Annotated in this window: 11 protein-coding genes; 5 read left to right on the plus strand and 6 right to left on the minus strand. The window is 36.2% G+C overall.

Translation table 11 applies throughout. The annotated features are described in order from the left end of the window. Positions 1 to 258: 258 nt before the first annotated feature. On the minus strand, positions 259 to 1869 hold the full coding sequence (locus B0E34_RS02150; RefSeq protein WP_087706364.1) for a S8 family peptidase: 1611 nt from the start codon (positions 1867 to 1869) through the stop codon (positions 259 to 261). A gap of 86 nt (positions 1870 to 1955) precedes the next feature. On the opposite strand from B0E34_RS02150, the gene B0E34_RS02155 reads away from it, so the two are divergent. Genes B0E34_RS02155 through B0E34_RS02170 form a run of 4 tightly spaced genes read left to right on the plus strand, consistent with a single transcriptional unit; the run spans position 1956 to position 5032 of the window. Further along, entirely contained in the window at positions 1956 to 3083 is a 1128-nt protein-coding gene (locus tag B0E34_RS02155) for a DegT/DnrJ/EryC1/StrS family aminotransferase (protein ID WP_087706366.1), read from the plus strand. A gap of 5 nt (positions 3084 to 3088) precedes the next feature. Continuing rightward, on the plus strand, positions 3089 to 3517 hold the full coding sequence (locus B0E34_RS02160) for a hypothetical protein (RefSeq protein ID WP_087706368.1): 429 nt from the start codon (positions 3089 to 3091) through the stop codon (positions 3515 to 3517). Between the two features lie 11 nt (positions 3518 to 3528). Beyond that, positions 3529 to 4551 (plus strand): UDP-glucose 4-epimerase GalE, encoded by a 1023-nt coding sequence (galE, locus tag B0E34_RS02165; protein WP_087706370.1) that lies wholly within the window; start codon positions 3529 to 3531, stop codon positions 4549 to 4551. Positions 4552 to 4579: 28 nt separating this feature from the next. Continuing rightward, positions 4580 to 5032, plus strand: coding sequence for an adenylyltransferase/cytidyltransferase family protein (locus tag B0E34_RS02170; RefSeq protein ID WP_087706371.1), 453 nt, complete (start codon positions 4580 to 4582; stop codon positions 5030 to 5032). Positions 5033 to 5064: 32 nt separating this feature from the next. Here the strand turns inward: B0E34_RS02170 and B0E34_RS02175 are convergent, their stop codons facing one another. The 5 genes from B0E34_RS02175 to pnuC all read right to left on the minus strand — a co-directional run bounded on the left by B0E34_RS02175 (position 5065) and on the right by pnuC (position 10977). Further along, a complete protein-coding gene (locus B0E34_RS02175) occupies positions 5065 to 7581 on the minus strand; it encodes a TonB-dependent receptor (RefSeq protein ID WP_087706483.1) in 2517 nt (838 codons plus the stop codon). Positions 7582 to 7748: 167 nt separating this feature from the next. Beyond that, the gene (gene mltG, locus B0E34_RS02180; protein ID WP_087706373.1) at positions 7749 to 8774 is read right to left on the minus strand and encodes an endolytic transglycosylase MltG; all 1026 of its coding nucleotides are present in this window, start codon (positions 8772 to 8774) and stop codon (positions 7749 to 7751) included. Between the two features lie 28 nt (positions 8775 to 8802). Next, complete coding sequence (gene dapF / locus B0E34_RS02185) at positions 8803 to 9570, minus strand: diaminopimelate epimerase (protein WP_087706375.1); 768 nt, start codon at positions 9568 to 9570, stop codon at positions 8803 to 8805. 104 nt (positions 9571 to 9674) lie between these two features. After that, on the minus strand, positions 9675 to 10301 hold the full coding sequence (locus B0E34_RS02190; RefSeq protein WP_087706376.1) for a hypothetical protein: 627 nt from the start codon (positions 10299 to 10301) through the stop codon (positions 9675 to 9677). Beyond that, complete coding sequence (gene pnuC, locus B0E34_RS02195; protein ID WP_087706378.1) at positions 10285 to 10977, minus strand: nicotinamide riboside transporter PnuC; 693 nt, start codon at positions 10975 to 10977, stop codon at positions 10285 to 10287. Before pnuC ends, B0E34_RS02190 begins: the two co-directional genes overlap by 17 nt. Positions 10978 to 11142: 165 nt before the next feature. On the opposite strand from pnuC, the gene B0E34_RS02200 reads away from it, so the two are divergent. Next, positions 11143 to 12660, plus strand: coding sequence for an APC family permease (locus B0E34_RS02200; protein ID WP_084196433.1), 1518 nt, complete (start codon positions 11143 to 11145; stop codon positions 12658 to 12660). Positions 12661 to 12689 lie beyond the last annotated feature (29 nt).

Below are 12689 nucleotides of genomic sequence, written 5' to 3' on the forward strand. Positions count from 1 at the left end.
TTGCGAAGCATTATGCAATGAAGAATCTCTTAAAATGCAGTTATTTGAGATTTTTCGACTCCACTTTGTTGCGCTCAAAATGACAGTGTTGCAGATTAAACGACAGTGTTTTTAAACACTTAAGTCACATAAGATTTTAAATAATTTAAGGATTTGGTCAGTAAAAAAAATTTCATTCAAAAATATATTGAAAACCAATGAAAAGAAGAATGTAAAAATTTACGCCGAACAACTCAAGTTATTGGATTGCGATTCAGTTTATTCTTTTATGAATTTTTCATAATAAATTTTATCCTTCGTCTGGATTTTCAGGTAATAAACACCTTTTGCAAAATCTTCGACTTTTACAGATTTTTGATTATCGGCTTTTGTAATGAATCTTCCTAAGTTATCATAAACTTCCAAGGATAAAACATCACTTTCCGAAGCCACATTCAGAATATTTTTAACAGGATTCGGGAAAATGGCAATATTGTTTTTCTTTACCAGTTCCGAAGTGTTTAAAACGTTATTGTAAAGACCTCCGAAATTTAAAATTCCAAATCCAATCTGATCGGTATGATTCGGATAAAGAGAAGCGTTCTGTCTTAATTTATCCCTCATTAAATCTCTGTTCAAGGTAGGAAAAGCCTGAATAAGACAGGCGACTCCTCCCGCAGCAATGGGAGTGGCAATGGATGTTCCGTTAACTGAAATGGTTGAATTATTATTGATAACACTTGTTGCAGCGGTTCCTCTTGCACTCGCATCGGGTTTTACAACACCCGCAGAATTCGGACCGAAAGATGAGAACGTGGAAGAAGCTCCTGAAGAATCTACGGCTCCGATGGTAAAGACTTTTGCATTATCCGCCGGAGTTAAAATGTAATGCCAAGTCTGAGCTCCTGAATTTCCTGCGGCAAATAATGTGAAAATTCCTTTGTTAACAGCTATTTCGGCTCCTCTTGCAATAAAGGAAGTGGTTCCGTTCATATTGGCATAAGTGTAGTTGTATTTCGGATCATCAAAAGTAGCATAGCCCAGAGAAGTTGTAATCATATCCACTCCTTTACGGTCGGCTTCTTCTGCAGCTTCAATCCAGTACAGTTCTTCTTCAGGAATTTCGATTGTAGCATTTTCACTTCGGTACAGATAAAAATCGGCATCCGGTGCGGAACCTACAAAAGTATCCTGAATGTAACCTCCGATTGCACCCAAAATAGCAGAACCGTGATTATTGAGTGAAGTATTGTAAATGTCTGTTCCTTTAGCCACAAAATCATATCCGCCTTTGATGTGTCCGTTCGTCCATAATCTTGAATAGGCAGAACCTGTATTGACGTAAGGAAATCCGGAATCAATTACTGCAATGGTAACTCCGCTTCCTGTGTAGCCAGCTAAATGGAGGGGGCGAAGATTGATCTGGTCGATCTGTGCAGAACCAGAACCATAGTCAAAAGTGGTTAAATTTTTATTAGCGGAATCTGTTGGATTATCCCACTTATTCTGATGACATAATTTTGTTCCTCCCGAAGAATTTCTTGCAAAACTTTCTACAGACTGTACATAATTCTGCGCCTGAAGCGTGGTAATCTGAGCCGGAGTTGCATTCACGGCGACACCATTCAGCCACTTCGAATAATCGGTTACGGTGAACCCTAAATTCTGAATATTGGTAATGTAAGTCGGTTCTATAGGAGCATCCTGATCATTGAGTGCAATTCCTAACGAAGCACGTCTGTTAAGGGATTTTTGAGATAATTCTGATAACGGATTTGCATAAAATGCAGCCTTGTTCGGTTTGTCCTTAAAAAATACAAAAACAAGCGATGTCTGTGCAAAACTGACAGAGTAACCTGCTAAAAGACAAAAAAGTAAAGTTTTTTTCATGTATTTATTTTGTATAAAGATAAAACAAAATCAATAAAATTTTTGAAGGGATTTTAAATTCCTTATTTTTACAGAAATATTTATTTATGAAAAAGATTCAAATGGTTGACTTACAAAGTCAGTATTACAAGATAAAAAATGATGTGGATAATGCCGTTTTAAATGTAATGGATTCAGCGGCTTTTATCAATGGTCCTGAAGTAAAGTCATTCCAGAATGAATTAGAGTCCTATCTGGACGTAAAACATGTTATTCCCTGCGCAAACGGAACTGATGCACTTCAGATTGCTTTAATGGGTCTTGATCTGAAGGAAGGTGATGAGATCATCACGGCAGATTTTACTTTTGCGGCAACGGTGGAAGTTATTCATTTGCTTAAACTTAAATCGGTTTTGGTAGATGTGGATTATGATACTTTCACCATTTCAACAGAGGCGATTAAAAAAGCCATTACTCCGAAAACAAAAGCGATTATTCCGGTACATATTTTTGGGCAGTGCTCGAATATGGAAGAAATTTTAAAAATTGCTGAAGAGCATAATTTATATGTAATTGAAGACAATGCACAAGCAATCGGTTCTGAATTCACTTTTTCGGACGGAACTGTAAAAAAAGCGGGAACCATGTCTACGGTGGGAACGACTTCTTTCTTTCCTTCTAAAAATTTAGGATGTTATGGAGACGGTGGAGCAATTTTCACGAATAATGATGATCTGGCGCACCGTTTAAGAGGAATTGTAAACCACGGAATGTACCAAAGATATTATCATGATGAGGTTGGAGTAAATTCAAGATTGGACAGTGTTCAGGCTGCTATTTTGAGAAAAAAACTTCCGCATCTGGATAACTATAACGAAGCAAGAGGAAGAGCAGCAGATTATTATGATGAAGCTTTTGCCGGACACGAACATATTTTAACACCAAAAAGAGCGGAATATTCTACTCATGTTTTCCACCAGTATACTTTAAGAATTCTGAACGGAAAGCGTAATGATTTGCAAAAATTCTTAGCTGAAAAGGAAATTCCCGCAATGATTTATTATCCGGTAGCTTTAAGAAAGCAAAAAGCCTATTTTCAGGAAAGTAACGACGCTGATTTTGTAAATACAGACAAACTTTTAGATCAGGTAATTTCTCTTCCGATGCATACGGAACTGGATGATGAGCAACTGAAGTATATTACGGATGCGGTGTTGGAGTTTATGGGGAAATGAGATAAATGGAAAAGAAGGTTTTTAAATATAAATTTGTTTATTGGATCGCTATTTTAACTAATATTATTTTTTGTATTGCATTTGGATTTGGTCTTTACAATAAAATAATAAGTAATTTGCTTTTTGATATATATACAGCATTGATATTCATAATTGAAATACTTTCTTTTCAATCATTGATTTTATTAGTTAAGAAGAATAAAATATCAGTTTTAACTTTTTCGATATCACTAATTTTGATTTTTTTAATTATCTCTTTTGGTATTTCTAAAAAAATCTTTTTGGGAGATTTTGGAAATAACGATATGGATTATATTATGACTCCAATTGTTTACTCAATATTGTTCGGGCTGCAGTTCTTAATAATAAAATATAGATTCAAAATTGATTATCTTCAGTTAGAAATTAATCAAATAGGAGAAAATCAAGATTAAAAAATAATTAAATGGCAATACTCGTAACAGGAGGTTTAGGATATATCGGCTCGCATACAGTTGTTGAGCTTCTGAATAGCAATTTTGAGGTTGTTATTGTAGACGATTTATCGCATTCCGAGAGATTTATATTAAAAAATATTGAGGAAATTACAGGAAAAAAACCTGTTTTTTATCCTTTCGATCTAAAAAGAAAAGAACTTTTAACGCAGGTTTTTGATGCTCATGAAATTGACGGATGTATCAACTTTGCGGCATTCAAAGCGGTGGGCGAAAGTCAGGTGAAACCTGTTGATTATTATGAGAACAATTTGTTTTCATTAATCAATATCTTACAGGAATTTAAAGAAAGAGGAATTTCAAACTTTATTTTCAGCTCATCCTGCACGGTTTACGGACAGGCGGATGAAATGCCGATCCACGAAAATACTCCGTTAAAAATGCCTGAAAGCGTTTACGGAAAGACAAAGCAGATGGGAGAGGAGATCCTGATTGATTTTGCAAAAGCATATCACCGCAAAATTTCTTTATTAAGATATTTCAATCCGATCGGAGCGCATCCTTCAGCAAAAATAGGGGAGTTACCTATTGGAGTTCCGAATAATTTAGTACCTTTCGTGATGCAAACTGCGGCAGGAATCCGTGAAAAACTAAATGTCTGGGGAAATGATTATCCTACCGAAGACGGAACGGCTGTCCGTGATTATATTTATATTGTAGATTTAGCTAAAGCCCATGTTGCAGCACTGAAAAAATTAATGGCAGACAATTCTGATCATGCAGTTGTTGATATTTTTAATTTAGGAACAGGAAAAGGTTCATCGGTTCTGGAAGTAGTAAAAGCTTTCGAAACAGCAAATGACGTGAAAGTTCCTTACCAGATCTGCAGCAGGAGAGAAGGAGATATTACCATTGCTTATGCAAACGTAGATAAAGCCCAAAAAGAGCTTAACTGGAAGTCTGAAACATCTTTGGAAGAAGCATTACGGACAGTTTGGCAATGGCAAAAATATTTAGAAACAAGAAACACTTAACAATTTGTACAAAAAAGAAGACATTTATATGAAAACACAAAGAATAGGCATCACGTTTTCGTCATTCGACTTGCTTCACGCAGGACATATTAAAATGCTTGAAGAAGCAAAAACAGTATGTGACTACCTTATCGTAGGTTTGCAGATTGATCCCTCTCATGATCGTCCAACCAAAAATAAACCGACTCAGACCATCGTAGAAAGATATATTCAGTTAAAAGCAGTAAATGCTGTTGATGAGATCATTCCATATTACACGGAGGAAGATCTTCTGGATATTTTAAAATCTTTTGTAATTGATGTGAGAATTATCGGGGACGATTATCTTGACAGAGATTTCACCGGTAAAAAATACTGTGAAGAAAAAGGAATTGAGATTTTTTACAATAAAAGAGATCACAGGTTTTCTTCCAGCGATTTAAGAAAAAGAATTTACGAAGCTGAACTTCAGAAACTGGAAAAAGTAGAAGCTGCAAAATAAAAAAATCCCGAATTTAATTTCGGGATTTTTTGTTACATTGGTCCTTGCTGATCGTCTCCGGTTGCATTGGAGTTGATGTCTTTTTTACGTTTCGGCTGCTCTACTTTTTCGTTTCCTTGCTTGAATCTGTAGGTCAAGGATAAAGCAAATTGTCTTGGCTGCCATTGCATATAAGAATCTCTGCTAAATCCAGGTCCGTAAGATGTAGATTGCATTGCTCTGGTATTGAAAATATCCTGAATATTGAATGAAATCGTTCCGTCTCCTTTCCAGATTGTTTTTGAAGCTCCAAAATTCAAAGCATACATATCTTTTCTGTCAACACTCTGTGTTTTTTGTCCTCCTCTGTAAAAACCCTGAAGCTGAAAGCTTAATGTTTTATCGATTTTAATAGTGGAAGTAAGTCTTGCTCTTACGGCTAATCCACTTCCTTCAAAAGAAAGAGGTTCGCTTATTAAAGCCGGATCAAAGAAAACACCTTTCGTGTTATATCCGAAAATATCTACGTTTCCAAGGAATTTTAGCCATTTTGTAGTATCCCAGTTGAAGTTAAGATCTAAACCGAATCTGTCATCGCTTCCAACGTTTACAGGCTTGGTATGGAAAACCGTAGTCGGGACATTATTAATCAATTCCTGTTTGTTGTATGTTACAATCTTTACATCATCAGTCTGATGTCTGAAATACAATGTTGGATTGATGGTAAATTTACTTTTTGAAATGCTGTATCCTAACTCGTAAGAATCTACATAAGAAGGATTCAGATCGATATTTCCGTCAAAAATATTCTGATTATCGCTATAGCTTGGGTTAGGAATCAAAAAGAAAGATCTCGGTCTGTCTATTCTGCGAGAATAGTTTAACAAAAACTGATTGTCTTTTGCGATTTCATAACTCAAAAATACACTTGGGAAAAGATTATTGTAGTTCTTTGTTGTCTTCTGTGTATCACCGGACATATTCAGATAATCAATATCTATAGTAGAATATTCATTTCTCAAACCTAACTGATAACCTAAATTACCGATTTTGCTTTTGAACTGAACATACCCTGCATTGAACATTTCTTCATACTTTGCATTGTATGTATAGTCATCAAGATAAAGCATGAACGGCAATGTAGATGTTTTCTGCATTACAAGGTTCTGATAGTTGTTGTTATTAACATCTATTCTGTAACCAGCTTCTAATTTTGAGTTTTCACCTATCGGAAGTTCATAATCTGCTTTACCGATTAATGTTTTATTCTTTGTTTTTTGATCAATATTATTTTCTAAATCAAAAAAGCTGTTTTGAGTCTGGTAAATATAACTTCCATTATTGGAGCGATTGCTCTGTACACTCAATGATAAGGATAAATTATGTCCCTTATCGTTAAATTTATGATCTAATCCAAAATCTCCCTGAAAAGCAAGGTTGTCGTTGGTTCCAATACTGGTTCTGTTTCTTGTCGTAATTGCGTTACTGAAAGAATAATTGGTATAATCGATATTTCCGGTATTGGTTCCGTCAAAAGTTCTTACGGTTCCCGAAGCGTTGATTGAAGTTTTGTCGGTAAGATCTACAACTAAACCTCCGGTTGCGTTATAGTTATCGTTTTTGCTTTTAGAAATCGATTCGTTATGCGTTTCTCTGAAATCTCCTCTAGAAAGATAAGCATTGTTTCTCTGGGTATTCTTAGATTCTCTGTAACCGCCGCCGCCATTAAGAAACCAAGTGAATCTTCCCTTTCTCCAGCTTAAATTGGTATTAAGATTTGTTTGTGGTAAATATCCTAAAGTTCCGGTAACACTTCCGTTGAAGCCTGTTTTCTTATTTTTCTTAAGAATAATATTTAAGATACCTGCTGTTCCGCTTGCCTCAAATTTTGATGAAGGGTTGGTAATTACTTCAATTTTCTCGATCTGATCTGCCGGAATACTCTGCAAAGCATTGGCTCCGTCATCGATCCCCAGAAGGGCAGAAGGTTTTCCGTTGATTAAAAATTTTACGTTAGAACTTCCTCTCATAGAAACCGTTCCGTCTGTGTCTACAGAAACCGAAGGAACGTTGGAAAGGACATCCTGAAGATTTCCACCTTTACTTACAATATCCTGAGACGGATCATATGTTCTTTTATCCAGTTCCACCTTGTAAGGCTTCGTAGCCTGAGCTGTGATCACAACTCCCTGAATGTCTCCGGTTTTCAGATTGGTAGCGCTTTTTTCAGGGTCGATTGATAAAGCACCGATGTTTCCTGCCGCAGTAATTTGTTTGTTAACTACGCTTTTCTGGTAATCGATTGCTTCAATAGTAATATCGTAAGCTCCCGGAGCAAGATCAAGCTTGTACTGACCTTTTTCGTCGGTAAGCGTAGCATCACTGAACTGTTTGTTTGCCTTGTTACTGAAGGTAACAGAAGCGTAAGGAACGGGCTGGTTGTTCTTGCTGACCACCGACCCGGAAATACCGACCTTCTCCTGTGCAAAAGCCAATGCCGCTGCCGAAAGTACAAAAGTAAGCCCTAAGGTTTTCTTTGTAAAAATGTTAATGATTTCCGTCTGATTCATAAGGTATTTTTTGTGTAAAATCATGAAAGATTTTACTTAATATTGTGAAATTGTTAATCTGTTTAAATTTCAGAATACTAAGTTTAATTTATTATTTGTAAGGTATATGTCGAATTAAAAAGCCAAATGTTAGTTATAGAATTGTTAAAAAAAAGTTAATATGATTATTATTTTATATTTTTAGAATTCAGCCAGTCCTGGTAAGCTTTAGCATTAATAGCATGTTGCTCTGCACTCGCTGTAAACTTGTGGTATCCGAATCTCGCAGGATCGGCACACATAAAAATATAATCGTTCTTTTCTGCATTTAACACAGCATCCACAGAATTTTTATCTACTATACAAATAGGTCCCGGAGGAATTCCTTTATTAGCATACGTGTTGTATGGCGATGGAGTAGACAGATGCTTATAAAAAACCCTTTTAATCTGCTCCTTAAAATTCGTTTGCTTATTGATTGCATAAATTACCGTTGGATCAGATTGAAGCTTCATCCCTTTTTTATAACGGTTAAGATACAATCCTGCAATCGTTTTCTGTTCGTCCTTTTTTCCTCCCGATTCCTTGTACACAATAGAAGCCAAAGCATAAATCTGATCTCTCGTTAAACCGGATTGCTCTTCTTTAGACTTTCTTTCGCTGTTCCAGAATTCATTATACTGATCATCAAATTTTTTGAAAAATTCTTTCGGAGTTACCGTCCAGAAAAAATTGTACGTATCAATAAAGAAATATTTTTTTAAATCTTCCGCATTGTTATATCCTTTTTCGGCAGCAATCGAATTGAAATCATTCACAAATTGTAAAGAATCCAGTTCTGTTTTTTTGGTTACTTTACCAATCATCTGATAAACATCCCCAAAATCACCAATTCTGAAACTGTTCTCACTCTGATTTCCTGCTTTAATCATATTAACCAAATTCGCATTCCCTAAACCTTTCTGAAAATGATAACGTCCCGGTTTGAAATTTTTTTCAAGATCCTTTTCTTTCGCAACGGCTTCAAAAGCTTCTTTATTGTCAACATATTTTGCCGCAGAATCAAGGATTTGTTTAAAATTCGCTTGGTGAGGAATCAAAACATATCCATCCTTTTTAATGTTGTTGCCGTAGTATTTTCTATAAAATCTAAATCCAAAAAATCCGCCTGCTACAAAAACAAGCAGGATGATGATAAGAATTGCTTTCTTCATTTAAATGGTGATTAAAAGTTTTGTTTTTTTAAATAAGGTCTATTTTACCTCTAAAAACCTGCTTTGCAGGACCTTCGAGCCAGATGTTCTGAAAAGTGTCTCCGTTTTTTTCAGCATATACTTTCAGATTTCCGCCCAAAGTTTTAACTTTTACAGAGATTAGATGGTTATTTTGCAGAAAGGTTAAAGCCGAAGCTGTAACTCCGGTTCCGCAACTGTACGTTTCGTCCTCAACGCCTCGTTCATAGGTTCTTACGAAAATCTCATCATCCGAAATTTTTTCCATAAAATTCACATTGATGCCTTTTTCCTTATAATTTTCAGAATTTCTGATGCTGTTTCCTTCCGCAAAAACGTTGTAGTTAACGATATCTTCCACATATTTCACGTAATGTGGCGAACCCGTATCCATCACCGTATCCTCTCCGTCATTGGAAATGGTAGCAACATCGCTCATTTTTAATTTTACAATTCCATTGTGGATTTCGGCAATATGTTCCCCATCGATAGCGGTAAATTTGCAGTTGCCTTCAAAAATATCAAGGAAAAAAGCGAACGCTACAGAACATCTCGCCCCGTTTCCGCAAAAACTTTTAGAGCCGTCTGAGTTGTAATAATCGACTTCAAAATCATACCCTTTCGCGGTGTTTATTTTGATAAGTCCGTCTGCACCGATCCCGAAACGGCGGTCGCAAAGTTTCTGAATATTCTCAATGGAAAGATCATCCCATTCTCCGGAACGATTGTCTATCATTACAAAATCGTTTCCTGTACCCTGATATTTATAAAATTCCATATTTCTTAATAGAATGTTTGTTTTAAAAATTGAAACTGCAAAATTACTATAATTAAAACGAAAACGAACAGTGTTAGCTGTCCGTTTCCTTATTTATAATGGTTTTATCTGAATCCGCCTCCGCTTCTCGTTGGTTGAGGAGAAGTTGTCTGGGGTTGAGGAGTCGAAGCTCCCGAACTGTTTCTGAATCCTCTGTTGTTTGAATTCATATTGCTTCCGGAATTATTTCTGAAACCACTGTTTGAATTGCTGTTCCCCGAATTATTTCGGAAACCTCCGTTGTTCTGAGGTCGTGGAGTCGTTGTATTCTGCTGTGGATTTCTGAATCCGTTATTCGGTCTCTGGTTTGTGTTCTGTCCGTTGTTCGGTCTGAAACTTCCGTTCGAACTTCCGTCGTTTACACCGCCTCTGAAACCGTTATTAGGTCTTGCCGAAGTCGTTCCGTTCGATCCCGATCTTCTTTCAACATATACTTTTCTTCTGGAGTTATTATAATTCTGGTAATAATAAGGCATCCCGTTATCATAATAATACGTGTAGTCGTTTCTGTAATAATATCCGTCGTTTCCCCAATATCCGCCGTTTCCGTAATATCCCTGAGGCGCATAATAATATCCGTTGTCATAATAAGGATCTCCGTAATTATTGACATAAGGATCCGAATATATCGCGCAGGAAGTTAAACTTGCCATTGTAATTAAGCTGAATGCTATTTTAAATAAATTTTTCATGTTTTTGAATGTACTTTTTTTCTTTATAACTTTTTTTCCAACTGGCGTATCCCTGGATCGCCATAATAGTAAATACCAAATATTGAACCGAAGTGATTCCGAGTTCCTTATAAATCATCATCGGAATGCAGATAAAATCTCCGATGATCCAGAAAATCCAGTTCTCTATGCGCCTTTTCGCCATAAACCACATACCCACCAGAAAAATAGAAGTGGTAATCACATCCAGCCAGTTTCCCCAATCCAAATGATCCAAGCCTAAATCCACACCTTTCATAGAAAATCGATTGTCAATATAAGGCTTGAAATAATACACTACCGTTACTAAAATTAAACTTAAGACGAAAAGTAAAATTCCGTACAGCCATTCTTTTTTGGATGCCCAGCTTACTTCCACATGAACGTGATCTTGAGAACTTTTTCCCCACAGAATCCATCCGTAAACGCTCATTACAGTATAATAAACATTAATCATACAGTCTCCGAGCAACCCGAAATTAAAAAGAATGTACACATAAATTAAAGTTGAAACAATTCCTGTAGGATAAACCCAGATATTTTTTTTAATGGAAAAATAAACACTTAAAATTCCGAATACCGTAGCCGAGAATTCCAGCAAAATCTGCGTAGCAGAGTAGGTTTCATAAGGTTTTATGAAAAGATCATATACATTCATGCGTTCAAAAGTAAATAAAAAAACACTTACTTTGCAATGATTTAAATATTATGAAAATCAGATTTTTAAGTTTCATAATTTAAAATTAACACGGAAAAATTATTAATAAACGTTAATGTTTCTAAATTTTTTATATTTTCGTAAATCTTTAATAAATAATAAAATATGTCTAAAATTTGGACCAAAAAACCGATGAGTGCTTTCGAAAATGATATGAAAAGCAGTCAGCTCAAAAGAGTACTCGGTAAATGGAGTCTTACAGCTATCGGAATCGGGGCTATTATTGGTGGAGGAATTTTCGTACTTACAGGTACCGGAGCGTATTATCATGCGGGACCTGCATTGGCTCTTTCCTTCATTATTGCCGGAATTGCTTGTGTATTTGCAGCGTTGTGTTACTCAGAATTTGCATCTATTCTGCCTGTTGAAGGTTCAGCGTATGCGTATGCGTACGGAACAGTGGGAGAAATATTTGCATGGATCATCGGTTGGGGACTCATCCTCGAGTATGCGATGGGATCTATGACAGTAGCCGTTTCCTGGTCGGGATATTTTAATAAGTTGTTAAAAATGTTCGGTCTTCATCTTCCGGATTACCTTACCTCAGATCCAGCAAGTTATTCAGGAGAAGGTTTTTCAATGAATTTACCGGCATTCCTTATCGTAATTTTTGTAATTTCTATCCTTATCAAAGGAACTAAAGAAGCGGCTAAAGCAAATAACCTTATCGTAATCATGAAGGTTTCTGCGGTTCTTTTCGTGATTATTGCAGGAGCATTCTTCATTAATGCAGACAACTGGAATCCTTTCATTCCTGCTGCTACAATGGTAAAAGAAGGAGAAAATCTTAAAGAAGCTTACGGTATTCAAGGTATTATTTCCGGAGCTGCGGCAATTTTCTTTGCTTACGTAGGTTTCGATGCCGTTTCTACTCAGGCAGGTGAAGCTATTAATCCGAAAAAAGATGTTCCGTTTGCGATCATCGTTTCACTTTTGGTTTGTACAGGATTATATATTTTGGTATCTCTTGTTTTAACAGGGATGATGCATTACTCAGACTTCAATCCACAAGGAAAATATCCGGACGCAATTAAAGCACCTGTAGCGTATGCATTCGAAATTGCAGGACAGGGTTGGGCTGGATACATCATCACGATTGCAGCAACTGTAGGTTTAATTTCCGTATTGATGGTAATGATCATGGGACAATCGAGAATTTTCTTAGGAATGTCTAAAGACGGTCTTATTCCTAAAATGTTCAGCGATGTTCATCCGGTAAGAAAAACACCGGCTAAAAGTTTAATGCTTTTAGGAATCATTATCGCTACTGTTGCAGCGTTTACACCAATTAGTAAACTGGCAGATATGACGAGTTTCGGTACCTTATTCGCATTTACAATGGTTTGTGTTGCGGTTTGGATCTTAAGAAAAAAAGAGCCGAATATGCCAAGAACATTTAAAGTTCCTGCGCTTCCTGTAATTGCAACATTAGGAATCTGCATCAATCTTTATCTGATCTGGAACTTAAGCCACGAGGCAAAATACCTTTCCATGGCTTGGTTAGCGCTTGGTGTGGTCATTTACTTTACGTACAGTTTAAGAAACAGTAAACTTCACAAAGTAGGTTATGGCGAAACGTTCAAAGCAGAGCAGGAGCCGTTAGAAAAACCTGATTTAGATTAAAATTTTATAAATAGATCAAATAAAATCCA

Source organism: Chryseobacterium mucoviscidosis (assembly GCF_002177115.1).
In the GTDB taxonomy this organism is placed as follows: domain Bacteria; phylum Bacteroidota; class Bacteroidia; order Flavobacteriales; family Weeksellaceae; genus Chryseobacterium; species Chryseobacterium mucoviscidosis.